This is a genomic window from Rhodococcus sp. 06-156-4 (assembly GCF_002259345.1).
GTDB lineage: Bacteria > Actinomycetota > Actinomycetes > Mycobacteriales > Mycobacteriaceae > Rhodococcoides > Rhodococcoides fascians_E.
The window spans coordinates 13,709-39,560 of sequence record NZ_NPGB01000031.1 but is presented as its reverse complement, the minus strand read 5'-3'; the positions used below and the strand labels follow the sequence as shown (position 1 = coordinate 39,560).

The 25,852-nt window shown below is 65.5% G+C and carries 24 protein-coding genes; 10 read left to right on the top strand and 14 right to left on the bottom strand.

Annotated features, from left to right (window positions below; genetic code table 11):
* Positions 1-183 precede the first annotated feature (183 nt).
* From CH290_RS22760 to CH290_RS30350, 4 genes are read left to right on the top strand one after another with little or no spacing between them, the layout of a single operon-like run.
* Positions 184-1,455 (top strand): ABC transporter substrate-binding protein, encoded by a 1,272-nt coding sequence (locus CH290_RS22760; RefSeq protein ID WP_019665128.1) that lies wholly within the window; start codon positions 184-186, stop codon positions 1,453-1,455.
* Positions 1,456-1,485: 30 nt separating this feature from the next.
* The gene (locus tag CH290_RS22755; protein WP_170947518.1) at positions 1,486-2,568 is read left to right on the top strand and encodes a carbohydrate ABC transporter permease; all 1,083 of its coding nucleotides are present in this window, start codon (positions 1,486-1,488) and stop codon (positions 2,566-2,568) included.
* The gene (locus CH290_RS22750; RefSeq protein WP_019665130.1) at positions 2,565-3,386 is read left to right on the top strand and encodes a carbohydrate ABC transporter permease; all 822 of its coding nucleotides are present in this window, start codon (positions 2,565-2,567) and stop codon (positions 3,384-3,386) included. The genes CH290_RS22755 and CH290_RS22750 overlap by 4 nt, the downstream gene beginning before the upstream one ends.
* Complete coding sequence (locus CH290_RS30350) at positions 3,383-3,559, top strand: hypothetical protein (RefSeq protein WP_020110448.1); 177 nt, start codon at positions 3,383-3,385, stop codon at positions 3,557-3,559. The genes CH290_RS22750 and CH290_RS30350 overlap by 4 nt, the downstream gene beginning before the upstream one ends.
* A 139-nt stretch (positions 3,560-3,698) precedes the next feature.
* Here the strand turns inward: CH290_RS30350 and CH290_RS22740 are convergent, their stop codons facing one another.
* Positions 3,699-4,385: a TetR/AcrR family transcriptional regulator gene (locus CH290_RS22740; RefSeq protein ID WP_020110447.1), complete on the bottom strand. Its 687-nt coding sequence runs from the start codon at positions 4,383-4,385 to the stop codon at positions 3,699-3,701.
* A 152-nt stretch (positions 4,386-4,537) separates the two neighbouring features.
* On the opposite strand from CH290_RS22740, the gene CH290_RS22735 reads away from it, so the two are divergent.
* Genes CH290_RS22735 through CH290_RS22725 form a run of 3 tightly spaced genes read left to right on the top strand, consistent with a single transcriptional unit; the run spans position 4,538 to position 7,363 of the window.
* On the top strand, positions 4,538-5,455 hold the full coding sequence (locus CH290_RS22735; protein ID WP_051127723.1) for an alpha/beta fold hydrolase: 918 nt from the start codon (positions 4,538-4,540) through the stop codon (positions 5,453-5,455).
* Positions 5,433-6,311 (top strand): metal-dependent hydrolase, encoded by an 879-nt coding sequence (locus CH290_RS22730; RefSeq protein ID WP_033189489.1) that lies wholly within the window; start codon positions 5,433-5,435, stop codon positions 6,309-6,311. The genes CH290_RS22735 and CH290_RS22730 overlap by 23 nt, the downstream gene beginning before the upstream one ends.
* Positions 6,308-7,363: a PDR/VanB family oxidoreductase gene (locus CH290_RS22725; protein WP_033189490.1), complete on the top strand. Its 1,056-nt coding sequence runs from the start codon at positions 6,308-6,310 to the stop codon at positions 7,361-7,363. The genes CH290_RS22730 and CH290_RS22725 overlap by 4 nt, the downstream gene beginning before the upstream one ends.
* An 83-nt stretch (positions 7,364-7,446) precedes the next feature.
* Here the strand turns inward: CH290_RS22725 and CH290_RS22720 are convergent, their stop codons facing one another.
* The 4 genes from CH290_RS22720 to CH290_RS22705 all read right to left on the bottom strand — a co-directional run bounded on the left by CH290_RS22720 (position 7,447) and on the right by CH290_RS22705 (position 10,953).
* Positions 7,447-8,544: an inositol-3-phosphate synthase gene (locus CH290_RS22720; RefSeq protein ID WP_019665136.1), complete on the bottom strand. Its 1,098-nt coding sequence runs from the start codon at positions 8,542-8,544 to the stop codon at positions 7,447-7,449.
* Entirely contained in the window at positions 8,537-9,118 is a 582-nt protein-coding gene (locus CH290_RS22715) for a PadR family transcriptional regulator (RefSeq protein ID WP_019665137.1), read from the bottom strand. Before CH290_RS22715 ends, CH290_RS22720 begins: the two co-directional genes overlap by 8 nt.
* Before the next feature lie 157 nt (positions 9,119-9,275).
* Positions 9,276-10,130, bottom strand: coding sequence for a DUF1707 SHOCT-like domain-containing protein (locus CH290_RS22710; protein WP_019665138.1), 855 nt, complete (start codon positions 10,128-10,130; stop codon positions 9,276-9,278).
* Between the two features lie 7 nt (positions 10,131-10,137).
* Positions 10,138-10,953, bottom strand: a complete 816-nt coding sequence (locus CH290_RS22705; protein ID WP_080738070.1) for a DUF1707 SHOCT-like domain-containing protein — start codon at positions 10,951-10,953, stop codon at positions 10,138-10,140.
* Positions 10,954-11,041: 88 nt separating this feature from the next.
* Here CH290_RS22705 and CH290_RS22700 point away from each other — a divergent pair, with 88 nt between their 5' ends.
* The 3 genes from CH290_RS22700 (at position 11,042) to CH290_RS22690 (ending at position 15,778) form a co-directional block, all read left to right on the top strand.
* Positions 11,042-11,473, top strand: coding sequence for a DUF5318 domain-containing protein (locus CH290_RS22700; RefSeq protein ID WP_026347800.1), 432 nt, complete (start codon positions 11,042-11,044; stop codon positions 11,471-11,473).
* 191 nt (positions 11,474-11,664) lie between these two features.
* Positions 11,665-14,169, top strand: a complete 2,505-nt coding sequence (locus tag CH290_RS22695) for a transglycosylase domain-containing protein (protein WP_371828589.1) — start codon at positions 11,665-11,667, stop codon at positions 14,167-14,169.
* 10 nt (positions 14,170-14,179) lie between these two features.
* Entirely contained in the window at positions 14,180-15,778 is a 1,599-nt protein-coding gene (locus CH290_RS22690; RefSeq protein WP_176460162.1) for a glycosyltransferase family 87 protein, read from the top strand.
* A gap of 48 nt (positions 15,779-15,826) precedes the next feature.
* On the opposite strand, the gene CH290_RS22685 is transcribed toward CH290_RS22690, so the two are convergent.
* The 9 genes from CH290_RS22685 to CH290_RS22645 all read right to left on the bottom strand — a co-directional run bounded on the left by CH290_RS22685 (position 15,827) and on the right by CH290_RS22645 (position 25,771).
* Positions 15,827-17,062 (bottom strand): TerD family protein, encoded by a 1,236-nt coding sequence (locus tag CH290_RS22685; protein ID WP_170947517.1) that lies wholly within the window; start codon positions 17,060-17,062, stop codon positions 15,827-15,829.
* Between the two features lie 68 nt (positions 17,063-17,130).
* Positions 17,131-17,355 carry a helix-turn-helix domain-containing protein gene (locus CH290_RS22680; RefSeq protein WP_019665144.1) on the bottom strand — a complete coding sequence of 75 codons (225 nt, stop codon included), beginning with the start codon at positions 17,353-17,355 and terminating at the stop codon, positions 17,131-17,133.
* Positions 17,355-17,912, bottom strand: a complete 558-nt coding sequence (locus CH290_RS22675; protein ID WP_020110440.1) for a hypothetical protein — start codon at positions 17,910-17,912, stop codon at positions 17,355-17,357. The genes CH290_RS22680 and CH290_RS22675 overlap by 1 nt, the downstream gene beginning before the upstream one ends.
* A 114-nt stretch (positions 17,913-18,026) precedes the next feature.
* Positions 18,027-18,788 carry an ESX secretion-associated protein EspG gene (locus CH290_RS22670; protein WP_033189492.1) on the bottom strand — a complete coding sequence of 254 codons (762 nt, stop codon included), beginning with the start codon at positions 18,786-18,788 and terminating at the stop codon, positions 18,027-18,029.
* Positions 18,785-20,239: a hypothetical protein gene (locus CH290_RS22665; RefSeq protein ID WP_033189493.1), complete on the bottom strand. Its 1,455-nt coding sequence runs from the start codon at positions 20,237-20,239 to the stop codon at positions 18,785-18,787. The genes CH290_RS22670 and CH290_RS22665 overlap by 4 nt, the downstream gene beginning before the upstream one ends.
* A gap of 107 nt (positions 20,240-20,346) precedes the next feature.
* Positions 20,347-21,159 (bottom strand): hypothetical protein, encoded by an 813-nt coding sequence (locus tag CH290_RS22660; RefSeq protein WP_033189494.1) that lies wholly within the window; start codon positions 21,157-21,159, stop codon positions 20,347-20,349.
* Positions 21,156-23,483 (bottom strand): phosphoribosyltransferase, encoded by a 2,328-nt coding sequence (locus tag CH290_RS22655; protein ID WP_052083172.1) that lies wholly within the window; start codon positions 23,481-23,483, stop codon positions 21,156-21,158. Before CH290_RS22655 ends, CH290_RS22660 begins: the two co-directional genes overlap by 4 nt.
* Complete coding sequence (locus CH290_RS22650) at positions 23,480-24,637, bottom strand: HpcH/HpaI aldolase/citrate lyase family protein (protein WP_033189495.1); 1,158 nt, start codon at positions 24,635-24,637, stop codon at positions 23,480-23,482. The genes CH290_RS22655 and CH290_RS22650 overlap by 4 nt, the downstream gene beginning before the upstream one ends.
* Before the next feature lie 30 nt (positions 24,638-24,667).
* A complete protein-coding gene (locus tag CH290_RS22645; protein ID WP_033189496.1) occupies positions 24,668-25,771 on the bottom strand; it encodes a hypothetical protein in 1,104 nt (367 codons plus the stop codon).
* Between the last annotated feature and the right edge of the window lie 81 nt (positions 25,772-25,852).

Sequence of the window (25,852 nt, the reverse complement as noted above, 5' to 3'; positions counted from 1 at the left end):
CAACCACTCACCGACAGACCCGTCGCGTGAGGGTTGACCGATTCAGCAACGCCGGTAATGGCCCGCGGCGACCGAAATGTGTATAAGTTCCTATCGACATGTGCGTCGGGGGGAGCACATTCGCACATTCACTGTGCCGCCTCCCACACACACCACCGTGTACGAAGCAAGTGGAGAGAACTCATGGCGTCTTTGATCTCGAAGGTGGCGGTGCTCGCAACAGCAGCCTCGCTGCTGACGCTCACCGCATGTTCCAGCGACAGCGGATCCAGTGATTCCGCATCCGAGAACACCGACGGCCGCGGACCCATCACCTACGTCGAAGGCAAGGACACCACCGAAACCGGTGTCGTCCGTCAGATCATCGAAGAGTGGAACGCGGCCAACCCGGACGAGCAGGTCACCTTCAAGGAACAGTCCAACGACGCCGACCAGGCACACGACGACCTGGTCCAGCACCTTCAGGCCGAGCAGAGCGACTACGACGTGATGGCTCTCGACGTCATCTGGACGGCCGAGTTCGCGGCGAAGGGCTGGCTCGTGCCGCTCGAGGGCGAGTTCGCCCTCGACAACGCCGGAATCCTCCCGTCGACGGTGGACAGCGCGACGTACAACGGCACCCAGTACGCGGCCCCGAAGAACACCAACGGCGGTCTGCTGTTCTACCGCACCGACCTCGTGCCCGCAGCCCCCACCACCTGGGACGAGCTGACGGCCAGCTGCACCGTCGCCGTGGAGAACAACATCGACTGCTACGCAGGACAGTTCGCGTCCTACGAGGGCCTGACGGTCAACGCGTCGGAGATCATCAACGCCCACGGCGGATCGTTCGTCGCCGAGGACGGCAAGACCCCGACCGTCGACTCCCCCGAAGCCAAGGCAGGCCTGCAGGCACTCGTGACGGCGTTCCAGAACAACGTCATCCCCGCCCAGGACACCACGTTCAAGGAGCCCGAGAGCCAGCAGGCATTCGAGGACGGCAAGGCGCTCTACCTGCGTAACTGGCCGTACGTCTACGGCACAGCAGCCAAGGAAGGCTCCGCAGTCGCCGGAAAGTACGGTGTCGCGCCACTTCCCGGCGTCACCGGCGTCGGAACCTCCACCCTCGGCGGATACAACGCAGCGATCAGCGCGTTCTCGCAGAACAAGGCCACGGCCGCCGACTTCCTTCGCTTCCTCCAGGGTGAGCAGGCTCAGCGCATCATCGCCGAGGGCGCACTGCCTCCCGTACTTGCATCGCTGTACGACGACCCGGCCCTCATCGCCGAGATGCCGTACCTCCCGGCCCTGAAGGAATCGATCGAGAACGCGGTCCCGCGTCCCGTCACGCCGTTCTACCCGGCAGTGTCGAAGGCCATCCAGGACAACACCGCCGCCGCGATCAAGGGTGAGAAGCAGGTCGACCAGGCTATCGCCGACATCCAGGCCGGCATCGAGTCCGCAGGCGCTAACTAAGCCTTCGGCTTTCGATTTCAGGAGAATTTCATGGCTCTACCTACTGGTGAACCCAGTGGGGCTGTAAACGTCGACGCGGCCGGGGGATCATCCTCCGGCCGCGGCGGGAGCGCAGCCAGCGGAGTGACTCCATCAGGACGGCATGTGCGCACCGACAAGAAGAGACGATTCGGGCTGAGTGCCGGGCGCGCCTGGTTGCTCATCGCCCCGACTCTGTTGATTCTCGCAATCGTCATCGCCTATCCGGTAATTCGTGCCGTCGTCATGTCCTTCCAGAAGGACGCCGGTCTCGATCCCGCGACGGGAATGTTCGTCAAGGGCGGTAGCGCCGGATTCTCCAACTACACACACTGGATCCTGCAGCAGTGCACGTCGGCGTCGGGCACGCTCGTCCCGTGCCCACCGGGCACCCTGGGCTCGCAGTTCTGGGGTGCGGTCGGCAACACGGCGTTCTTCACCGTCGTGACGGTGTCCATCGAGGTGGTCATCGGATTCGCGATGGCCGTCATCATGGGCAAGACGTTCGCCGGCCGTGCCTTGCTGCGTGCCGCCATTCTGATCCCGTGGGCGATCCCGACGGCGGTGACCGCCAAGCTCTGGTACTTCATCTTCAGCTACGACGGAATCGCCAACAAGCTTCTCGGCACACAGATCCTGTGGACGGGAGACGCGTGGCCGGCAAGGTTCGCGGTCATCATCGCCGACGTCTGGAAGACGACACCGTTCATGGCACTGCTGATTCTCGCAGGCCTGCAGATGATTCCGTCCGATGTGTACGAGGCAGCGCGCGTCGACGGGGCGTCCGCGTGGCAACGGTTCACCAAGATCACACTTCCGCTCGTCAAGCCCGCGCTGATGGTGGCCATTCTCTTCCGCACGATGGACGCGCTCCGGATGTACGACCTGCCCGCCATCCTCACCGAGGGCAACCCGGCGACGCGGACCATCTCGATTCTCGTGGTCGAGCAGATCCGGCAAGGGTTCAACGCAGCGGCGTCCCTGTCGACCATCTCGTTCGTCATGATCTTCATCGTCGCCTTCGTGCTCGTGAAATTCCTCGGCGCGAACGCGGTTGCCACACAGGAGAACCAAAGAAAAGGCACGATCCGATGAAGACCGCCCGTATCTACCTCGGCGTCGTGATCATCCTCGTATGGGGGCTCGCGCCGTTCTACTGGATGGCTGTCACTGCGTTCCGCGACCCGCGGTACACGTTCGACACCACACCCTGGCCGACGCACGTGACCACGGAGAACTTCAGCAACGCTCTGTCCACGAGCAACGGAAACAACTTCCTCCGTGCAGTCGCCAACAGCCTGATCATCGGCGGCGTCACCACGTTCATCGCGCTGGTGATCGGAATCTTCTGCGCATACGCGCTGTCCCGCATCGACTTTCGATTCAAGTACATCGTCGTCGGCATCGTCCTGGGAGCATCGATGTTCCCCGTCGTCGCTCTGGTGACACCGCTGTTCCAGTTCTTCACGAACATCGGATGGATCGGCAGCTACCAGGCGATGATCATCCCCAACATCTCCTTCGTGCTGCCCCTGACCATCTACACACTGACGGCATTCTTCGCCGAACTGCCCTGGGAACTGGAAGAAGCCGCCCGCATCGACGGCGCCGGGCGGTTCCAGGCATTCCGCCTGGTGATGCTTCCGTTGGCCGCGCCGGCACTCTTCACCACCGCAATCCTCGCGTTCATCGCCGCAGTCAACGAGTACCTGCTCGCCAGCCAGCTCTCCAGCGACAAAACCGAACCCGTCACCGTGGCCATCGCACGCTTCTCCGGCAACGACCCACACGTCGTGCCGTATGCGGCGATCATGGCAGCGGGAACCATCGTCGCCATCCCACTCGTCGTCATGGTGCTGATCTTCCAGCGCCGCATCATCTCCGGACTCACCGCAGGCGGCGTGAAATCATGACCGCTCAGGATCACCTGCAGATCCTCGCCGGCATCCTCGGCTTCTTCGCACTGATGGCCTTCATCGCCGCAGTCGCAGGCATCCTCGGCGGAGACCCGCCCGTCTGGCCCTCCGTCCTTCTGCTCGGCCTCCTCGCCGCCCTGACCTACGTGGTGCGCAAAATCCGAGCCTGACGGCGGGTCACTCCGCCGGCTGCGCTCCTGCCCGATCGGGTCACTCCGCCGGCTGCGCTCCTGCCCGATCGGGTCACTCCGCCGGCTGCGCTCCTGCCTGATCGGGTCACTCCGCCGGCTGCGCTCCTGCCTGATCAGGTCACTCCGCCGGCTGCGCTCCTGCCTTGAGCTTTGCCAGGGTCATGAAGATCGGCACGTCGCCGTCGAGGTCGATTTCCTTGCGCTGCAGGAATGCGTCGAGCAGTCCCCAGACCAGGGTCGTGAGTTGGTCGACGAAGTCGCCTGCGTCGAGTTCCGTGTCGTCCAGCCAGAGGTCGGTTGCGGCCAGGAGAGCCCCGACGGCGGCGCGGCACGCGTATTCGATTCCCGAGGTGTCGGCGTCGACCGAATCGAGAATCGTCTTGGCGACGGTGGCGAAGCGTGTCGCGATATCACGCCCGATGTCGAGGGGCGGAGCGATCGCAGGGTCTTCGGGAGTGGATCTGGACTGGGCGAGGAACCGGAAGACGTTGGGGTGGCGCCCCACCACATCCGCGTAACCGGAGATCGCATGTCGTAGCGCGGACACCGGTGCGTCGAGCAGGAAGTTGAAGTCGGATACGGCGAGCGTGTAGACCTCATCGGCCATGCGCTGTGCCACGGCGCTGTACAGATCTGCCTTGTCCGCGAACTGCCGGTACAGCCTCGGCTTCGTGGCACCTGCCTCCCGCGCGATGTCGTTCATGCTCGGGTTCGGTCCGTGCGCGTCGATGACCCTGAACGTCGCGTCGACGAACTCCTCACGTGCCCTGGTTCTGCGGGCTTCGGGATCTCGCGAGGTAGGCATCTGGTCATTCTAGGTGTCGCCCCAGGTGGAGGCGGTCGTGTCTTGACACCTCCGCGGAGATTGTGGAGAGTTCACAGCAATGGCGTACCGGCGGTAACGTTAAACGTACTATCGGTACGGGGCGGATCGACGGGAACAAGCGGGGAGTGGGCATGACCATCGAGAAGGCGCGCGACCGAACACGCACCGTGCGTGTCGACGGTGCGGGGCTCTACGTGCAGGAGTTCGGCAACTTCGACGGCCCGGTGCTGGTGCTGGTGCACGGCTGGCCGGACACCCATCACCTGTGGGACGCGGTGGTCCCGTTGCTGACCGACAAGTTCCACGTCGTCACGTACGACACGCGTGGTCACGGCGAGTCCTTCGGTGACGGCACCGTCACGGAGATGACGCTCGAACAGTTGGCCGCGGATTTCATGGCCGTCGTCGACGCAGTGGCGGGGTCGATACCGGTGCACGTTCTCGCTCACGACTGGGGATCGGTTCAGGTGTGGGAGGCAATTTGCGAGCCGGGTGCCGACACCAGAATCGCGTCGTTCACCTCGATCTCGGGCCCGAGCCTCGACCATATGGGAATGTGGCTGCAGTCCACACCGACGAGCCCGAAAGCGCTGTGGCAGAAACTCACTCAGCTGGTCTCGGGTGCGTACACGCTGTTCTTCATGTCGGGGCCGCTGTCTCGGACTTTCTTCCGCATCTTCGGTAGGCGCTGGATCTGGTCGTTGCTCCTGCGCATCGTCGAACGCGTGGACAAGCGAAATCTCCATGTCGCGCCGACCCTGAACCGCGACATGGTCGACGGGTTGCGCATCTACCGCGCCAACGTCCTTCAGAAGGTCCTGAGGCCGACGGAGCGGTACACACACGTTCCGGTCCACTTGCTGGTCACGCGACGGGACCCTGCCATCAGACCCGCATCGTTCGACGGCATCGAGCGGTGGGTGTCACGGGTCAGCCGCACCGATGTGCGCTCCGGGCACTGGCTCCCCCTGAAGAACCCGGCTCTCGTCGCCGCCGAAACAACGAAGTTCGTGGAAAGGATCGATCGTGAACGATCACGACCCCGGTGAAGTGTCCTTGCAGGCACGTAACGTCGCCTTCGACTGGTCGGATACTCCGTTGCATTGGATGCCGAACGAGCCCATCGCCTCGCACAGTCTCAGCGCGTTGAATCTGCTACTCCCCGAGGGGGAGCGGTGGTTCTGCGCCACCTACACCGAAGCTCTCCCCCTGATCGCCGACGCGAAACTGCGCGAGGACGTCCTCGGCTTCATCGGGCAGGAAGCCATGCACGCCGAGACGCACAATGTGGTGTTGTACGACTACCTCGACGCACACGGCGTCGATCCGAGGCCGTTCACGTCGCACTCCGAATATTTGATGCGCAAGGTGCTCGGGCCTCGGCCGGCGCTGTCGGCGAGAGCCCAGAAGCAGCAGCTGGTCGGACGAATCGCGATGATCGGCGCGATCGAGCACCTGACGGCTTTTCTCGGTGACTACGCGCTGAACTCGAGATGGGACGACTTCGACGGCGACCCCGCGATGGTGGATCTCTATCGCTGGCACGGTGCCGAGGAAGTGGAGCACCGCAACGTCGCCCACGACGTGGCAACGTATTTCGGCGTCGGGTACTTCCGGCGAAACTTCTCGATGCTCATCGCCTTTGTCGGCTTCATCGTACTGATGCTGCGCGGCACGCGATTCATCGTCCGCCAGGATCCGACGCTGACCGACCGGGGTTACCTCGTCCTGTGGCTGCAATGGTTGGGTGCGATGCGCAGAGGATCACTCCCGTCGCTCGCCCAGATGACGAAAGGCGTTGCACGGTATCTGAAACCGTCGTACACCCCGGAGGACGAGGGCGACACCGCCCAAGCCGTCGCCTATCTGGCGAAGTCCCCCGCTGCCCGATCGGCACTGCCGTGAACCTCCAGCTACCTGTACCGACCACGATGCCCGGTGACCTCTACGGTCGTCACGAACGGGACCCGCTCCTCCGAGTGCTGGAACGGGTCATGAACGCGCACATGGGCACGATGCGTCTACTGCATCGCAAGGAGTTCGTGGGCGCGACGGACGATCGGCGACTCGAGGTAGTCGTTTCCGAGCGTCGCATCGAGGCGTTCGACGAGAACGTCGTGAGCTTCGTTCTGTCGGCGGCGCACGGCGGCGAGCTACCGTCCTGGCGCGCAGGAGCGCACATCGACGTCGAGATGCCCTCGGGGAGGCTGCGTCAGTACTCTCTGTGCGGGGATCCCGCGGACAGCACCCGCTATCGCATTGCAGTGCGGCGCATTCCGGACGGCGGCGGCGGATCGATCGAGATGCACGACCTGGAGGTCGGCAGCAGTTTGACCGTCCGAGTTCCGCGAAACGCGTTCGCCTTCGCAGTTCCCGGTTTCGGATCACCCGCGGACAGTCTGCATTTCGTCGCGGGCGGGATCGGGATCACGCCGATTCTCCCGATGATGAGGCTGGCGCACCGACTGGGACTCGACTGGTCGATGGTCTACACCGGCAGAAGCCGAGAGTCGTTGCCGTTCCTGGGTGAACTCGACGAGTTCGGCGGCTCGGTGACGCTTCGAACCGACGATGTCGACGGAATCCCGACGTCGGAGATGTTGCTGGAAGGATCGCAGCCGGGAGCGGCGATCTACGCGTGCGGACCGATGCCGATGATCGGCACACTGCAACGCGGAGTCGACCCGGAGTCGGAATTTCACTTCGAAAGGTTCTCGGCACCACCGATTGTGAACGGCGTCGAATTCCAGGTGGTCCTCGCCAGTACCGGCGAACGGGTGACGGTCCCGGCGGACAGGTCGATCCTGGACGCGGTCATGCCGTTGCGCCCGGACGTCGCGTACTCCTGTCGTCAGGGCTTCTGCGGTACCTGCCGAGTCCCTGCAACGCACGCGCCCGACGGAATGCTGATCTGCACCGAGCGCACCGACGGGGACGAAGTGACCCTCGCCTTGTGAGCGGAGCCTGCGGAGTGACCTGCAGGCCACCGGGAGTGGAGCCTGCGGAGTGACCCGCAGGCTCCACTCCACTCATGTGAGGGCTAGGCGTCGATGATGAACGCTTCGAGCTGCTGGCGCGCGACGTCGTCGGCGAGCTGCTTGGGAGGGCTCTTCATCAGGTAGGCCGAAGCCGGGATGACCGGTCCACCGATGCCGCGGTCGAGGGCGATCTTGGCGGCGCGGACGGCGTCGATGATGACACCGGCCGAGTTGGGCGAGTCCCATACTTCGAGCTTGTACTCGAGGTTCAACGGCACGTCACCGAAGGCGCGGCCTTCGAGGCGGACGTACGCCCACTTGCGGTCGTCGAGCCAGCCGACATGGTCGCTCGGCCCGATGTGGACGTCCTTCGTGTTGAATTCGCGCTGCAGGTTCGACGTGACGGCCTGGGTCTTGGAGATCTTCTTCGACTCGAGGCGGCTGCGCTCGAGCATGTTGAGGAAGTCCATGTTGCCGCCGACGTTGAGTTGCATGGTGCGGTCGAGCTGAACACCGCGATCCTCGAACAGCTTTGCCATGACGCGGTGCGTGATGGTGGCACCGACCTGGCTCTTGATGTCGTCGCCGACGATGGGAACGCCTGCGTCGACGAACTTCTGGGCCCAGACGGGGTCGCTGGCGATGAACACGGGCAGAGCGTTGACGAACGCGACACCGGCATCGATAGCGGCTTGTGCGTAGAACTTGTCTGCCTCTTCCGATCCCACGGGGAGGTAGGACACGAGCACGTCGACCTTGGCGTCGCGGAGGGCCTGGGCGACGTCCACCGCTTCGCCGTCGGCCTCGGTGATGGTCTCGCGGTAGTACTTTCCGAGCCCGTCGAGGGTCGGTCCGCGCAGAACCTGAACGTCCTTCGGCGGTACGTCGGCGATCTTGATGGTGTTGTTCTCGCTCGAGAAGATCGCGTCGGAGAGGTCGAATCCGACCTTCTTGGCGTCGACGTCGAACGCGGCGACGAATTCCACGTCGCGGACGTGGTACTTGCCGAACTTGACGTGCATGAGGCCGGGAACGGTGACGTTCTCGTCGGCGTCCTTGTAGTACTCGACGCCTTGGACGAGCGACGCGGCGCAGTTGCCCACACCCACGATGGCTACCCGGATGGCGTTGCCGTCCGAAGTGTTGTTGTTCTCACCCATGTTCGGGTTCTCCTTCTTTGTTCGTAACGCTTTTCGGGTTGGGCGTGGCGGTCGGGCCCGCCTGCTCGGCAGCGATCACTTCGTTGAGCCAGCGGACTTCTCGTTCGCTGGATTCGAGTCCGAGCTGATGTAACTGACGGGTGTAGCGGTCGAGCGTCCCGCTGGCTCGATCCACCGCTTCGCGGAGCCCTTCTCTGCGCTCCTCGACTTGACGACGTCTGCCTTCGAGGATGCGCAGCCGCGCTTCCGCCGGCGTCCGGCTGAAGAAGGCGAGATGCACGCCGAAACCGTCGTCCGTGTAGTTCTGCGGTCCCGTGTCCGCAACGAGCTCGGCGAATCTCTGCTTGCCCTTGGGTGTGAGCTCGTAGACCCGACGTGCTCGCCGCTTCACGAGTGTGTCCGGACCGTCGTTCTCGGCGATCAGCCCGTCCGCCTGTAGGCGGCGCAGGGCCGGGTAGAGCGAACCGTAGGAGAACGCTCTGAATGCTCCGAGGAGTCCGGTCAGTCGTTTACGCAGCTCGTATCCGTGCATCGGGGATTGAAGTAGCAGACCGAGAATTGCCAGCTCGAGCATGCCTACCTCTCCCCTCGACGTGTAGTCGTGCACCTGATGCGGTTCCCGAGCATATACACAAAATGTATCGGCTCGATATATGTACATACATCTATACAAGTCATAATGTAAGGACATTAATCTAAAGCGCAGATTTCTGCCGACGCAGGTGAAGGGGTCAGCCGGAGTACGGCGAGACGCGCACGATGTTGCCCGCGAGATCCGCCACGATCCGGCCGCCGCGACGGTCGGCGTCGTACGCCGTCACTGCAATCTGCGGAACGCCGTCGTCGGTGTCGATGGTCACCCAGTCGGCAACTGCATCGGGAACCCCCACGGCCGCCGGTGCTCCGGCGATCAGACCGGCAACGACGCCTGAGTCGACGAGCGTCCAATCGAACGGAATCTCGGACGGATCCAGCAGGTCGGTGGTGCGATACACCTCGAAACCGCCTGCGACGAAGACGCGTTCCCGACGTCCGTCTGCCGAGACCCGGTACACATCCGCGCGGTTGTCGTCGTCGACCTGAATGCTCAACTCCAGGACCTCGGTCGTTCCGAAACGTTCGATGTACCGATTGCGGAAGTCCTCGAGGCCCGCGGCGGTGTCGAAGACGAACGGCTGCGCGACGATCGGCGTCACGTCCGCCGGCAGGGGCATCGACGGTTGCGAGGGTGGTGACACCGTCGTCTCCTGTTGCGCTACAACGGGTTCCTCCTCGGAGTCTCGGGTCGCGAAGAACAGTGCCAACCCGGCGGCGATGATCACGACGGATCCGAGAGCGAGAAACACGCGGGGTTTCGGCGCGGACCGTCGGGCAACGGGTTCGGGGAGATCGACGTCGAGTTGCAGATCGCTGACCAGACGGTGCAGTTCGTCCAAGGTCACCGCGTTGCGGGCCCGTTCGCTGCGCAGACGATGCTCGCCGAAGGACAGCTGACCGTCGGCGTAGGCCGTGTCGAGCGCCGACGCGGTGAGCGCGCGGTCGATGTCGCGTGCGCGGAATGCGGTGGAACGGTATTTCGCCGCCATGAGAGTCCTACTTCCCGAACTGGAACGGGGTCACGTACAAGAAGTTGCCTGCCGGATCGACCGACATGGTGCCGCTTTCCTCGTCGGTGTTGTCTGCGCTGATCAACACCTCGGGACCGTCGGACTCACCTCGCATCTGAATGTTGAGGCTGTCGATCCTCGACAGATTCAGGCTCGCCGCAGCTCCGGCCACGACGGCAGCCAATTTCGGTAGGTCGACCGTCGCGAGATCGATCTGCTGCTGATCCGCCCGCCTGGACGTCGACCAGTCCTCGTCGAATTCGAGCACGCCGTCGCGGAAGTCGTAGGTGACCTGCTTCTGCGGCGCCCCGGGCGCGGGCATCCTGAGGATCGCGTAGGACTCGTACAGACCGAGACTGTCCACGACGGTGGTGCCCGTCCGAGCCTGCAGAGCGGCTGCGATATCCGCCACGATGGCGGGGTTCTGGTAGCCCATCTCACCGTAGGTGGCGACGGGGTCGCCCTCCGCAGCGCACGACCTGACACCGAACGTGATCGCGACGGCCGCTGCCACCAGCGGAATCGCGACCGCGAAGAACCCCAGGCGCGACGACCTCGCCGTGCGAACCGGATGTACCAGCTCGATCGGGTCGGCCATGGGAGCAAGGTCGGTCTCGTTCTGCAGGTCCTCGATGAGCGAGTGCAGATCCGCCAGCGTCTCCGCTTCCATCGCCAGGTCGATACGCGCCGCGTGCTCCTCCTCGGACAATTGACCGTCGGCCCGGGCCTCGTCGAGAGTGGCGCATGCCTGAGTTCGGTCGGTATCCCTCGCCCGGGTGGAGGGCGGAAGTCGCGTCGGCACAGGTGGAGCATAGTTTCGGGTCCCCGAATTGCCCAGATGCGGTGACACCGGCGCCCACCCGTCGGCGGCCGCACGTACTCTGGTTCTCGTGCGACTTCAGCGACAGGTGGTGGACTACGCCCTTCAGCGACGGTCGCTGCTTGCCGAGGTGTACTCGGGCAGGACCGGAGTGAGCGCCGTGTGCGACGCCGATCCCTATCTGCTCCGGGCCGCCAAGTTCCACGGCCGCGGCAGCGACGTCGTCTGCCCGATCTGCAGGAAGGAACAGCTCACCCACGTCTCCTGGGTGTTCGGCGAGAAACTGGGCCCACTGTCCGGGTCCGCTCGCACCGCGGACGAGCTGGTACGCCTCGCCGCGACGCAGGAGGAATTCTCCGTCCACGTGGTGGAGGTCTGCAGGTCCTGCAGCTGGAACCACCTCGTGCAGTCCTATGTCCTCGGCGCCGTGCCCGCGCCCAAGCAACCGCGACGGTCCCGGTCCAATTCTCGCGGACCTGGCCGTCGAACAGCGAGCGAGTGACACAATCGCATGCGCTGACCGACCCCGGTCTTCCATGTGAGTAGTGCCCGCCCAAGACCACTGGAGTTCTGTACGTGAGTTCCCCCTACGACAACACCCCCGGCGGTAGCTCCGGGGATCGTGACCCGTCCAGGCGCCCACCGAACGTGCCCCCCGGCACCTCCGGTCGTCCGCCGGGCCCACGTCCCCCGATGCCACCCCCCGGGCGTCGTCCGGCAGGACCTCCCCCCGGTGTCAGGCGCGACGCGCAAGGCCGTCCTCTCGGCCCACCGGCCGGGCCCCCGCCCCTGCGTCGTGACGCGCAGGGTCGGCCGATTCCGCCGAATCCACGCCCCCCGGCACGTGACGCCCAAGGGCGCCCTTTGCAGAACCCGCCTCCCGGTCGTCCCCCGCTGCCGAACGCCCGGCAGGATGTCCGACGCCCTGCCGCCGGTCCGCCGCCTCCCGTTCCACCATCCAATCTTCCGCCGACCGGACCTCCGGACGACGGTGTTCCACGCTCTTCGGGCAACGAACCGCCCGAACCGCCCGAGAGAGGTTCCGCCGCGAAAACGAAGAAGAAGTCCAAGTGGCGCACAGTTCGACGGACCTTGTACGTGCTGGTCGCGTTGGGTCTGATCGTTCCGATCCTCACCTTCATGGTGGCGTACACCGTCGAGGACGTCCCTCGTCCCGGCGACATCAAGACCAATCAGGTGGCGACGATTCTCGCCTCCGACGGCACCACCGAGCTGGGCCGGGTCGTCCCACCTGAAGGGAACCGGACCGACGTCACGATCGACCAGATCCCGCTGCACGTGCGCAACGCCGTGCTGTCGGCGGAGGATCGTGACTTCTACTCCAACCCCGGCTTCTCGATCACCGGCTTCGGTCGCGCGTTGCGCGACAACGTGCTGGGCCGCGACAGCGCCGGCGGTGGCTCGACCATCACTCAGCAGTACGTGAAGAACGCACTCGTCGGATCCGAGCGCACTCTGACTCGAAAGATGCGTGAGCTCGTCATCTCCTCGAAGATGGCTCGCCAGTGGTCCAAGGACGACATCCTGGCCGCGTACTTGAACACGATCTACTTCGGTCGCGGTGCGTACGGCATCGCGGCAGCGTCGACGGCGTACTTCGGCAAGCCGGTCGACCAGCTGACGATCGAAGAAGGTGCCGTCCTCGCCGCGACGATTCAGCAGCCCTCCGGCTTGGACCCCGAGTTCAATCCCGAGGGTGCCCAGTCGCGGTGGAACTACGTGCTCGACGGCATGGTCAGCCAGGGCAACATCGATCAGGCTCAGCGCGCAGCCATGGTCTATCCGCCATGGATCCCCAGCTCGGCTGCATCGAACGACGACACCGACAGCGGCCCCAACGGACTGATCAAGGCGCAGGTTCTCCGCGAACTGTCCGCCGCGGGAGTCAGTGAGCAGGACCTGAACACCGAAGGCCTGCAGATCACCACGACGATCGACCCGGCCGCGCAAGCGGCCGCCATCGACGCGGTGAACAACAATCTCGAAGGAGAGCCGGGCGACCTGCGCACTGCATCGGTGTCCATCGACCCCAGAACCGGCGCGGTCAAGTCGTACTACGGCGGCGCCGACGGCCGTGGATTCGACTTCGCGCAGTCCGGTCTGCAGACGGGCTCGTCCTTCAAGGTGTTCGGTCTCGCCGCGGCGCTCGACCAAGGCATCCCGCTGTCGCAGATGTACGACAGCTCCCCGCTGACGGTCAACGGCATCTCCATCGGCAACGTCGAGGGCGAGTCCTGCGGAACGTGCACCATCGCAGAGGCACTCAAGCGATCCTTGAACACGAGCTTCTATCGCATGCAGCTCGCCATGGACAACGGCCCCCAGTCCATCGCGGACATGGCGCACAAACTGGGTGTCGCCGAGGAAATTCCAGGCGTCGGACCCACGCTGACCGAAGGCGACGGCGTCGGACCCAACAACGGGATCGTCCTCGGGCAGTACCAGTCACGCGTCATCGACATGGCTTCCGCCTACGCCACCCTCGCCGCATCGGGCGTCTACCACGCACCGCACTTCGTGCAACGCGTCGTGACGGCCGACGGCACCGTCCTCCTCGATCGAGGCGCCGAGCCCGGCCAGCAGGTCGTCCCCGCTGCAGTGGCGGACAACGTCACCGCCGCGATGCGTCCCATTGCCGGATACTCCAACGGGCACAACCTCGCCGGTGGACGACAGTCCGCAGCGAAGACGGGCACGGCGCAGCTCGGCGACACCGGCGAGAACAAGGATGCCTGGATGGTGGGTTACACCCCGTCGCTGTCCACCGCCGTGTGGGTCGGTACCGAGCAGGGGCTGCCGCTGCAGAACAGCTACGGCGGCTCGATCTACGGCTCCGGAATTCCGTCGGACATCTGGAAGGACACGATGGACGGAACCCTCGAAGGAACGACCAACGAGACGTTCCCGACGCCTGAGCCCATCGCGGGACAGGCAGGCGTGCCGCAGTATTCGGCGCCGGCCGCGCCGACGACCGTCGCGCCGACGTCCGAGCCTCCGCCCATCACACTGCCGATCCCGACAGAGATCTCGCCGCCCGTGGTGATCACCCCGCGGCAGGTGGAAATCCTGCCCGGCGTGACCATCCCGCTACCCGGACTGGCGCCCGCTCCGACGCCGGAGACTCCTGCCGAACCGGAGGCTCCAGCGCAGGAACCCGAACCGGCCCCGGGCCGGTAACCTGTCCGGAGTGAGCGACAGCAACCCCGGCACCCCCGTCGAACGCAGGGTTGCAAGTCCGGGGCCGCTCGCGCCGGATCTTCGCTCGAACAGTGCCCGGGATCTACCCGCCACGTCGGACCCGATGGCGGCCGAACTCACGGCCGCCATCGGAGGCCCCGCCGGTCGGCACGCGCTGATCGGCAGGCAACGCTTCTTCACCCCGCTGCGGGTTCTGTTGCTGCTCGCCGTCGTGTTTCTCGCGTTCGGCTGGTTCGCGAAAGCAGGCTGTATTCAACAGGCCCCCAACGGTCCCGACGGCGAGCTCGGGCTCGACTGGAGCGGCAGCCGTCAGTACGTGGCAATGTGCTACTCCGACACCGTGCCGTTGTTCGGAGCCGAACGTCTCGACGAAGGCGCCTTCCCGTACAAGAAGTCCTGGGAGGAAGTAGCTGCCGACGGCACAACCCAGATCCGCTACATGGAGTACCCGGTGCTGTCCGGGCTGTACCAATACGGGTCGATGGTCGTGGCCGACGCATGGAGTTCGGTGTCCTGGTTGCCGCAAGCGCTCCCGGTCGCCGTCTACTTCAACGTCGTCGTCATCGGCTTGGCGATCGCCTGGCTGGTGACGGTGTGGGCCACCGCCATATCCGCCGGACGCAGAATATGGGACGCCGCTCTCGTCGCCGCGTCACCACTCGTCGTGGTACACGGCTTCACCAATTTCGACGCTCTCGCAACCGCTTTCGCCGCCGGCGCCCTCCTCGCCTGGGGCCGTAAGAGACCGATCCTCGCAGGTGTTCTGCTGGGGCTCGGCGGCGCCGCCAAGCTGTATCCCCTCCTGCTGCTCGGACCGCTCCTCGTACTGTGTTGGCGCGCCGGCAAGATGAGGGAATGGGGACAAGCCACCTGTGCGGCCGTCGCCGCCTGGCTCGCCGTCAATCTTCCCATCGCACTGCTCTATCCGAGCGGATGGTACGAGTTCTTCCGCCTCAACTCCGCCCGCGGCGCCGACCCCGACTCGATCTACAACGTCATCACGTCCTTCACGGGCTGGGGAGGCTTCGACGGCACCCTCTACCCCGGCGACAAACCGTTGGTACTCAACGCCGTCACCCTCGGACTCTTCGCAATCGTCTGCGTCGCAATCGCCTACATCGCAGTCAACGCCCCGATGCGCCCCAGGCTGGCGCAACTCTGCTTTCTCGTCGTCGCGGGATTCCTCCTGACCAACAAAGTCTGGAGCCCCCAGTACTCCCTCTGGCTCGTACCGCTCGCCGTCCTCGCACTACCGCACCGCCGACTCCTCCTCGCCTGGATGACCGTCGACGCCCTCATCTGGTTCCCGCGGATGTACTACTACCTCGGCATCGGCAACAAAGGCGTGCCCGAGCAATGGTTCACCGCCGCAATCGTTCTCCGCGACATCGCCGTCATCGGCCTCTGCGCACTCGTCGTCCGGCAGATCTACCGACCCCAGGAAGACCTCATCCGCCGCAACGGCACCGACGACCCCATCGGCGGCGTCCTCGACCACACCCGCGACGTCCACCGCGTTTCCACCGGTACCCCTGCAACCCAGCCACCCGGGGACCGAACGGTTCATTCGGTCACTTGGAGTGACTGAACGGCACGTTCGCTCCGGCGGGATGCGGGCGGCGGCGGGGCGAGGTTGTCAGGGCCGGATGTAGGGCCCGAGTTGAGGGACGGCTTCGCCGGCGTGTTTGGCGTTGATGCCTTCGCCGATGGCCTGGAGTTTCCAGTTGCCGCCGTCGCGGTAGACCTTGGCCATGACGAGGCCGGTGAACGGCATGCCGCCTTGCAGGGTGAAGCGTGCGAGTTCGGCGTTGTTGGTGTCGTCGACGAGCCGGCAGAAGGCGTTCTGGATCTGCTCGAACGTCTGCCCCCGGTAGGAGGTCACGGTGAAGACGATGGCCGTGACCTGCGGGGGTACGCGGGTGAGGTCGACGTTCACTACCTCGTCGTCGCCTTCTCCTTCGCCGGTGAGGTTGTCACCCTGGTGCAGGATGGATCCGTCCTTGGCGCGGAGTTGACCGTAGTAGACGACGTCGGCGACGTTGTTTCCGGCGAACATGATGGCCGACGCGTCGAGGTCGACGTTGCCGCCTTTGCCGCCCCCGCCGAAGAAGCTGGTCTTCTTCGGTGCCTGGACGGGGTCCCAGCCGAGTCCCATGCGGATGATGGTCAGCGCGACTCCGCCGTCCTTCTTCAGCGTGACCTTCTGGCCTTTGCTGAGGCTGACGGGGCGTGCTTTCGTGAGGTTGACCTCGGGTGGACCTGCCGGCGCGGCCGGTGGTGGCGGCACGGGCGCGGCCGCCGGAGCGGGTGGTGGTGTTGCGGCGGGAGGCGGTGTCGGTGCTGCGGGGGCAGCCGGCGCATCGTCGACGGATACGCCGTGGTCGGTCACCAGGGCTGCGAACCCGCCGGCATACCCCTGCCCGACGGCGCGGACCTTCCATGCTCCGGAACGACGGTAGATCTCGACTGCGATGACGATGGACTCGCTGCTCAGGCCGTCGATGGTGTAGTGGTAGAGGGGATTTCCCTGACCGTCGCTCACGTACGCAGCCGGGGGTGCGGACCGGCCGAAGTTGGACGATGCATCCTCGAGCGTGATGACCGCGCGAATCTGCTCGATGTCCGCCGGTATCTGCGCGAGCGACACGGCGAGCTGTGCCGGTTGCCCGGCTTGGCCGGAGACCAGCCGAACGCCAGGTCCGGTCGGCTGGTTGAAGAAGACGAAGTCTGCGTCGGTTCGCACCTTTCCGTCCGCTGTCACCAGTAGGGCGGACAGGTCGGCGGGTGCGGACAGTTGCACAGAGACGAGAACATCGGCTGCTGTGATCGGGCCGTTCTGACCCTTTGCCAAGGGTTGGCCGGGAGCAGACATGAAAGAAGTCCTTCGGTCGGATGCGGATGCTGCACACCAATGTACTGGGTGGATTTGTCCGGATGGGGCTACTGCGTCCGGACGCTGAACAGGTCGCCGGGCGTGCACCCGAGCGCGAGGCACACCGCCGTCAGTGTGCTGAACCGAATTGCTTTGGCTCGGTCGTTCTTCAGCACCGACAGGTTCACGACGCTGACGCCCGCGACACGGGAGAGCTCGGCCAAGGTCATTCCGCGGGCATCGAGTATCTCCCCGAGATGGCAGGTGATCAGGTGTTCGGTGGGCTCACCCATCAGACCAATCCCTCGGTGTCCTCGACGAGCCTCGTGCCCTGTTGGATTGCTGCGTAGACGAATTGAAGGAATGCGGCGACCGCAATCGCGATCCAGACCCCGTCGAAGCTGGCCGCGGTGTCCAGCACATCGGTCAGCTCGAGCGATCCCAGGACGGAGTTGGTGCCCATCTGCCGCAGCATTCCGGTGAGGAACGGGTAGAGCACGACGACGCCGGCTACCACCGTCAGGTCGACCGTCGCACCCTTCCCGAAGGCCCGGCCGTCGATGACTCGGTCGCAGAATCGGTAGAGGAATGTCATCCCCACCAGCAACAGAACCAGCCCGACGACTGTCTCGGAGTATCGGAAGAAATCGATCATTCCCATCAGGCGTTGCACGTCGGACTTGGCGAATGCCAACTCGGCCACGTTGCCGGGCTGGAGCTCACCGCCGTAGAGGCCGACGACGGGAGTGTCGACGACGGGCTCGACCGAGACCCGAACGTAGGACGACAGCCCGTACTCGAACAGCCTCCACGCCGACCAGCCGACGGCGATCAGGGCATAGATTGCCATCACTATCCGGTTCGATCGTCGCGATCCCAGTGACGAGCCCATGACAACTCCATATCGATAGTCGATAACAACGAATATCGATATAGTATCGAGAATCGTTATGGTGTCAACGGGTCATCGAACCGCCGTGGCTTTCCCGACGAGCCCTCGAACCTCCGCTACCAGCTCCGACACCGACACCGGAATCACGCTGATGATCGACGTGTGCCGGATCATGTAGCGCCCGTCGCCGGCGAAATCCACCCACTGCACACCGGTCGTTCCCTCGGTCAGCCTGCTGTCCGGTGCCGGGCCGGCGCACACCAGGATCTCGCCTGCACTGGACGGTGGACGGGAGAACAAACGCTCGTAGCGGTCGTCGTTGCTCGTGCGCGACATACTCTGCAGCAGAGGTGATCTCTCCGTGTCGCCTTCGGTGGCGGGCCGGCTCACATCGATCCGCGGGCCGGTGCCGCGCACCACGTTCGGCAACACATCCACGACGGCACGCACACCTCGGATCGATTCCATCGTCTCCAGAGTGATGTCGCCGCCGGAGCGGTCGTCGATGCCGGGTGCCTGCGTCAGAACGACGGCTACGTCGTGTCCCACAGCCGCGTGCGCGCGCAGTTTCGTGTGCTCGGTGTCTCCGGTCCTCACGTGCCCGACGAGTTCCACCCGGACAACCGGCTCGACGATCGTCCGGATCGCGAAACGAAGATCTTCGTCCAGGATCTCGAGCGCGGCAGTCGTGGCCTCGTGACGTCTGCGGTGATAGTCGGCAGCGGAGTCGGCCATCGGACGATGCTGAACGGGGAACGGCAGGCGGTCTCGCCCGGATTGCTCGAGGAGCATCCTGAACACGAGACCGTCGAGTGTCCAATGCCGAAGTGTCACTCTCCGAGCACCGGGGGTGCCACGAGCGGAAGCGATCCGATCAGTTCGTCTCCGTTCACCGCGTCGATCAGGTAGCCGGGTGTCTGATGGACATCGTCGTCGCCACCTCCCCCTCCACGGCCCGCCGCAGGGGCCATGCCGCCCATACCCATTCCCGGGGTGCCGGGACGTCCAGCCGTCGCTCCGGCTGCCCCGGCGACACCGCCGCCCCCGGCCGCACCCAGTCCGCTCCCGGACGGGCCGCCGACCGACGAACCTCCTCCCGGTCCGCCGAAACCGCCTGCGCCCAGGCTGCCTGGACCCAGGCCGCCGCCACCGCGCACGCCGCCGGAGCCACCCGAAACTCCGGAACCCCCCGAACCGAACCGCGAGCCTGCGCCGCTACCTCCCGGCCGCCCGCCGGACCCGCCCGGCGCGAGTGCTCCGCCGACCGGTGATCCCGCCGCTGCGCTGCTGGTGGAGGAGGGTGCTCCGGTGCCCTGTGCTCCACCGTTTCCCTGCCCGGCACCGTAGGGGCTCGAAGTGGTCTGGCCCGCAGGCGATGCAGCGGATTCTGCGGGCGCCCAGCTCGATGCCTCGGTGGAGGGAGCCTGCGGCGTTGCGGCAGCGTCGCCGCCTGGGTTCGCCGTAGTTGTCCCCGCGCTGCCGGGACCGGCACTGCCTCCGGACATACCGCCCCACCCGGAACCATCGGAATCCGGTCGAGACGCGCCAGGGGACGAAAAGGTAAGCCCCTCGGAACCGCTCAACGGGTTCAGTGCGGGCGGAAGAACCGGAACCTGAACGGCCGCTTCACGAATGACGGGCGCATACTGACTCTTCATCACGGTACGAGCAGCCTCCTCCGCTTCTTCGTGGAGGTGTTGGAAACTCTTGAGGTCACCGGGCAGCAGTGTTCTGGTGAGCCAGGAACCGACGTCGAAGATCTTCTCGCCGGTGCCGTACGGAACGGGCGGGGGCAGAGCAGCGCGGGTGGCACTCACCCCGGCCGACGTCGCTTGAACCTTCTGGGAAAGACCGTCGGCGGCCAGCATCAATTCGCCTGCCGAGGTCGCGTAGCGATCGACACCCTGCCCGGCGGCCTCGGCCGCGGCGCCCTGCCAGTTGGTCCCGACCTGGTTGGTCACCTTCAACGCGAAGGCGGCGGCGTCGGTTGCAGCGTTGTTGCCCAGAATTCGCCAGTTGCCGGACGTGGCGTCGATGTGCTCGGCCTGAAGCGCCTGCGCTTTGCTCCAGATGTCCTCGTGCGACATGACCTCGAACGGGTCGTCGTCGACGGGCCTGCCCTCGTACACCGCGGTGTACCCGAACTGCGCCATGGCGTTGTCCCTGATCTCGGCCCCGGCCTCGCGCGCCCGGTCGGAGCCACCGTTGAGTGCGAGATCCATGCCGCCGGGGAGGCCGATCACCGATGCTGCCACCGCCTCCGCTGTGGCCGGCTCCGGATTCACCGCCCGCTCCGGTCAGGTCCGCTCGCGTGCATCCCCATGACTGCCCCCTGTAGTGGTCCAACCAGCTTCTACGCAACCCTTTGCCTAGTTGGACGCACCGGAGACGCTCACGGTTCCCTGTGCTCCGCGATTCGCCCGAAAAACCAGTCGAGGATCTCCTCGCCCGCGCGTCCGCCGGTTGCGGTGGTCACGGTCAAGCCAGGTGGACGAAAGTTCAGTGCCTCGAGTTCGCCGTGTGCGGGCCGAATGGCATGGTCCGCGGCGAGCAACATGTCCGCGTCGAGTGCGCCGTCACCGGCGGCGAGGGTGATGGACTCCGGCCTCAGGAATCCGTCGTCGACGGCGCGGGCGTGGACCTCGGCGACGGCGCGGCTCTTGCTGACCACGTCGGGCATCGAGTAGATCTTGCGCCCCTGTTGAGACACGTTCCATCCACGCGCGGCGCACCACTGCGACCAGTCGTCCATGAACCCGGCAGGCACAGCGTCGGGCTCCACGACGAGATAGCAGAACAGGTCGTCGGCGGTGCGTCGTTTGAGAACCCAGTCGCCGTCGGCGCGTGCCGCGAGTTCCTGCTGGACGGCCGGTAGGTCGACGTCGTCGAAGGAGGCACGCCACGAGGCGTCGGGCACGCCGTCGACCAGGATGTTGCCTCCGTTGGTGGTGATGGCGTATCGCCACGGTGCGCCGGGCAGATCGATCCTGTCGAACTGCTCGACGGTCCTCGTCGTCGTCGGGACGACCACTGCCTCGGAGGCCAGTTTCTGCAGTAGTTCCGTCGAGCGCACGCTCATGTAGGACAACGGCCCGCCGTCGTACATCTCGACGCAGGTGGCCGACGCGTCCAGCGGAAAGCCCAGAGCTGCCGACGAATAGATCATCGTGCGATCCAGGTCCACCGAGATCAGGGCAGTGCTCACGTGACGTCCTTGATCAGTCCCATGCAGGAGTACGCGAGATCGGGAACTTCGACGACGGGAACCCCCCTCGCCTCGGCGAGCATCCGAATGTGTTTGTGCTCGGGAGCTTTCGCATCACGTACCAGCACCCGCCAGGGAACGCGCCTCAGCAGGACCCGGGTGGTCTCTCCCACTCCTGGCTTGACGAAGTTGACGTGCGAGATGCCGAACTCCTCGCGCACCTTCTCCACCGACGCCCACCCGGTCCACGTCGGCGTCCGATCCGACTTCCCGATCGCCGAGGCCTCCGCGGTGGCGGCGTCGCGCACGTCGGCGAAGCGTGCGGAGACGGTGTCGAGGAGATGGTTGGAGACGTCGTCGGCGGCGAGTTCCGCGTAGTACTTGGCTCCGTGGAAATCGCCGTCGCGGATGAGATCTGCGTTGAGGACGGTGCGGGAGACGAGGCCGGACACCGTCGAGTTGAGGCAGGCCGACGCGATGAGGAAGTCGTCTCTGGTGCCGTACGTTCTCGCGCAGTGGCCGGGGTCGGCCAGGACGGCGAGGTCGTCGTCGAAGTCGGCTCCGTCGAATTCCGCCAGTGCGGCCGAGAGTTCGCGTGCGATAGCGCCCTTGCCGGTCCAGCCGTCCACGAAGACGACCGATCGTGGGTCGTGGTGGTCGGCCAGGTACTTCAGTGCCACGGAGTCGATTCCGCGATCGCGCACGATCGACACGGCGTAGTGCGGGATCTCGATGCCGTGCATCTCGTGAGCCCAGCGACGCATCAGGATGCCGACCGGTGTGCCCGCGCGTGCGAGCGACGCGAGAACGATGTCGTGTCCCCGTTCGGCGAGTACGAGCTCGGTGACGGTTCCGACGGCAAGAGCCAATCGAGATGCGCTGTCGTGCAGAACTTCTTCGAACAACTCGCGATATGCGGCGTCGGGTTGGTACTCGACGGGCAACGATTCGGCGTAGTGGGCCGTACCTTCCTGGATTCTCCGCTCGCGTTCGGCGATGTCCGCTTCCAGGGAGATGTCGGACAGATCCTTCAGTAGCCACGTCACCTCGTTCGGTGCGTAGGATCCGAAGTCCGGTCCGGTCAGAGGTGTCGCGCGTCGAGACACGATGAGCCGCTGTGGATCCGCGCCGCTGACCACGACGACCAGGACGTCGGAACCGGATGCGGCCACGACGTCGGCGACGCCGCCGGACGCGAAGAGGCGGTCGGTGTCCGCGGGTGCGTCGACGATCAGCACGATCTGCGCGTTCTCCGGTCCCGACGCGTTGTAGACGTAGCGGGCCTGTGCCTCGTCGTCTTCCGGGGCGAGGAACTCGAACCCTCGGCGAAGGGGGTAGCCCGGCTCGTCGAGTACGTAGGCCGGCGACCGAGTGGTGGTCTGGAACAGTGCCGGGTGCCCACGGTCCGACAGTGCGGCTGCGACTTTCAGCGGCAGGTACATCAGTTCCTCGTGCCCGAGTACGACGACGGGCCGCCCGGGCTCGAGTGCCGACGCGACGGCGTCGGCGACCTCGGCGGCCGCGGCGACGAACGACGCGGTGTCACCGGCACGGAAACCGTGACGGCCACCGTCCGGGACCGTCTCGGGCCAGTGCGCGTCGACGCGCGTGATGGTGCCTGCGTGGTCGGCGACGGGGTTGTACGCCGGTTCCGGCAACGCGACGACGGACTCGATCAGGTCGTCCGCCAGTGCGACGCGGCCCTGGGCGAGGCTCACCGAGTCGAGGGTGACTCCCAACTCCTCGGCCGCTGCGGCGGATTCCGCGAGATGCTCGTCGGTGCGCATGTCCACGAGCGAGGCGATGACGTACCGGGTGCGTGGCGTCACGGCGTGGAGAGCTCGAACAGCGTCGAGTGCTGTTCTACCGGTGGATATCTCGTCGTCGACGAGAACGAGTGGCAGCTGGGGGTCGAGAACGCGCGGCGACGTGGGTAACAGTTGGTGGTCGGTGGCGTGGGAGTGGCCTTCCTGGAACTCGGCGTACACACCGGTTCCCGGGACGTCTCGCCGCGTCGAGTGCAGGTAGCAGTGCGCGTTCAGGCGTGAGGCGACACAGTGGCCCAGTCCCGTTGCGGTTTCCGCGAAACCGAGGACGTCGACGTCGGATCCGCCCACTGCTTCGAGAACCAGGTCTCCCAAGGCGTCGGCAGCACCGGTCACGACGGATGGATCGACCGGAATGTGCTTGCCGAGTACCTCCGACACCAGCAGATGTGCGCGGCGGGGATTGCGCCGCAGTCCCGGACGGACGAGCTCCTCGATGGTCCAGTCCGACGAGGTGCTCGTGGTGGTCAGGTGTATTCCCGAGGTCGGGTCGGTCATCGCTCTGCTAGCTCTTTCAGTAGTTCGACGAAGGTGATGCCCTCGTTGGTCACCCCGAACGCGCGGGCGCGCAGTAGGGTTTGGTGCGCCCAATTGCGGTGCGGGCCCAGCTCGTTCATCTTGTTTCCGTATCCGGACGCCCGCACACCGCCTGCGTCGGATTCCAGGATGTCGAGAGCGTCGTGGTACTCCTCGTGGGTGACGGCCGACAGTGCGTGCACCGCCGCTACGTGCGACGGATGGATGACGGTCTTTCCTTGAATTCCGTTGGCGCGGTCCAGGGCAACCTCGCGAAGCAGCGCATCGAGGTCATGGCTGACGAGCTGGTGGCGGAAGCGCACGGCTTCCTGCTCGGCGAACGGTGTCTGGCGAAGCATGGGCCGGAACATGCGTTCGTGGTCGGCGAAGTACTCCCACACCGGTCCGGTGATGACGAACCCGGATTCGTTGCTCCGGCCCAGGTGGTTGACGATGGCGCTGATGACGTCGGCGACGACGCGCACGTCGTAGATGGTGAGGTCTCGGTCGCGACGGATCCCGAACATCCCGCACATGTCGGTGGCCCCGATGCGCACGGCGAGGATCTGTTCTCGATGATCCTGCAGCAGAGCGCGGATCGCGACGAGCTCGGTGTCTCGCGTTTCGCGGAACACCACCTCCGGTGACTCCAACACCGGCATCGAGAAGAGGCGTCGGCCGAGGCGGGTGGAACCGCGAGCGACCTCGTCGAGGAACGCACCTCCTCGTGCGGCGGTGAACTTGGGAATCACGAACCCCGCCAATGCCGACGCGTCGGTGCGGAGCGAGGTGCAGATGCGTTCGATCTGCTGCGAGGTTCGTGCGCGGACGAACACGAGCGAGCCGTGAACGTCGTCGGCGGCGAGGGCGTCGAGGGTCGCGACTGCGTTGTGGATCGCCTCTTCGAGGTTGTGATCGGCGACCGCGTCCTCGAGATCGATCACGAGCGAGCACACGCCTTCTGCACTGCGCTTGATCAACGTCTCGGTCAGGTCCGCGCGGGTCGCGGGCATGTAGAGGGTTGCCCCGAGACCGACGGCGACGAGGCCGAGATCGCCCGCGGTGTCTATCTTTTCCGGCGCGTGCAGGAACAGTCGATCCAGGACTGCCCCGTCGAGATGTCTGAAATGTTGCACCGAGATCCTTCGCGGGTAGTGACAGGTGATCTAGCGAGCCGAGCCGCGCATTCGGTCGATCACCCCGGAGATGAAGCCGGAAATACTTCTCAGGTCCTGGAGGTAGGACCAGTAGTCGGGGTGTGTTCCTGTCAGCGTTGCGGTTGCACGGTCGATTCGAGCCAGCTGAGCATCCAACACCGACCCCCATTCGGCAACCAGGGAACGATTGACGGCGAGCTGTTGTGCATCTCGTAACTTGAAGCGCACCGCGCGTTCTTCGCCCGTTGAGTCGAGCTTCACCTCACGCAGCAGTTCGAGGCGATCGGTGACGGCGTCGACCAGTTCCTCGGCGTCGGACAGGTGGCTACGCGCCTGGGCGATGTACTCGAGCGCCTGCTCCGGGTTGGACGAGGAGAACGACGCGCGGGCCGCGGACAGGTCCTCCTCGGCCTGCTCGATGTGCCGGGCGCTGTGCTGTTCGTTGTGCGAGAGATCCGCGGAACTGGCGACGTTGAACTCGCGTAGCAACGCGGAGAACGCGGGGGCGAGACGATCGAATCGGGTGCGTACCGCTTCGACTCTGGTTTTCACCGACGTCAGCGCGGCTCTGGCCTCGGCGACGCGGCCCGGTGCTGCGGCAACCGCGGATTCCAGTTCTTCGGCGGCTTCCCGCACCGCCGCCGCGGCGGTACGGGCTCGCGGGGCGTCCTTCGAGCTCATCGCGGCGTCGAGGGCAGCGACCGCGGTGTCGACGCCGCGCCACGCCGAGCGAATCGAGGGGTAGTCGACGAATGCAGGATCGGCCGACGCGACGGCCAGTTGAGCCTTCTCGGCGAGCGCTGTGGCGTCCTGAGCCAATCGCGGTGTCGCGGCGAGCGCGGATCGTGCCTGTTCGAGGTCGTCGCGATGGGCCGCGTAGAACCGGTCGACGGCTTTGGCTGCTTCGCCCAGCAGGTGGGCGGCGTTCTGGAACGCAGCCTGGGCCGGTCCGGTCTCGATGCCGTCGTACTGTTCCATCGCCGCGAGGTATGCCGCGCCTGCGTCGAAGCAGGCCTTCTCGGCCGGTGCCCACGCGGTGGTCGGATCCCGATCGGGGTACATCGACCGGACGGCGTCGACGCCGGACGACGCGATGGACTGGCGCTTGTCCATATCGAGAAAGGCAGCGACGGCCGTGCTCTGTGCCTGGGATGCGTGGGCCTCGCGCGCACGCGGATCCGACTCGCCCGAGCG

What these genes read in the sequence shown, in the direction of transcription:
- CH290_RS22735 (WP_051127723.1), top strand. Translation starts at nt 4,538, where the DNA reads ATGACCATCGAGAAGGCGCGCGACCGAACACGCACCGTGCGTGTCGAC.
- CH290_RS22720 (WP_019665136.1), bottom strand. Translation starts at nt 8,544, where the DNA reads ATGGGTGAGAACAACAACACTTCGGACGGCAACGCCATCCGGGTAGCC.
- CH290_RS22655 (WP_052083172.1), bottom strand. Translation starts at nt 23,483, where the DNA reads ATGACCGACCCGACCTCGGGAATACACCTGACCACCACGAGCACCTCG.
- CH290_RS22715 (WP_019665137.1), bottom strand. Translation starts at nt 9,118, where the DNA reads ATGCTCGAGCTGGCAATTCTCGGTCTGCTACTTCAATCCCCGATGCAC.
- CH290_RS22750 (WP_019665130.1), top strand. Translation starts at nt 2,565, where the DNA reads ATGAAGACCGCCCGTATCTACCTCGGCGTCGTGATCATCCTCGTATGG.
- CH290_RS22755 (WP_170947518.1), top strand. Translation starts at nt 1,486, where the DNA reads ATGGCTCTACCTACTGGTGAACCCAGTGGGGCTGTAAACGTCGACGCG.
- CH290_RS22675 (WP_020110440.1), bottom strand. Translation starts at nt 17,912, where the DNA reads ATGGCAATCTATGCCCTGATCGCCGTCGGCTGGTCGGCGTGGAGGCTG.
- CH290_RS22710 (WP_019665138.1), bottom strand. Translation starts at nt 10,130, where the DNA reads ATGGCGGCGAAATACCGTTCCACCGCATTCCGCGCACGCGACATCGAC.
- CH290_RS22680 (WP_019665144.1), bottom strand. Translation starts at nt 17,355, where the DNA reads ATGGGTGAGCCCACCGAACACCTGATCACCTGCCATCTCGGGGAGATA.
- CH290_RS30350 (WP_020110448.1), top strand. Translation starts at nt 3,383, where the DNA reads ATGACCGCTCAGGATCACCTGCAGATCCTCGCCGGCATCCTCGGCTTC.
- CH290_RS22685 (WP_170947517.1), bottom strand. Translation starts at nt 17,062, where the DNA reads ATGTCTGCTCCCGGCCAACCCTTGGCAAAGGGTCAGAACGGCCCGATC.
- CH290_RS22740 (WP_020110447.1), bottom strand. Translation starts at nt 4,385, where the DNA reads ATGCCTACCTCGCGAGATCCCGAAGCCCGCAGAACCAGGGCACGTGAG.
- CH290_RS22695 (WP_371828589.1), top strand. Translation starts at nt 11,665, where the DNA reads ATGCCACCCCCCGGGCGTCGTCCGGCAGGACCTCCCCCCGGTGTCAGG.
- CH290_RS22760 (WP_019665128.1), top strand. Translation starts at nt 184, where the DNA reads ATGGCGTCTTTGATCTCGAAGGTGGCGGTGCTCGCAACAGCAGCCTCG.
- CH290_RS22645 (WP_033189496.1), bottom strand. Translation starts at nt 25,771, where the DNA reads ATGGACAAGCGCCAGTCCATCGCGTCGTCCGGCGTCGACGCCGTCCGG.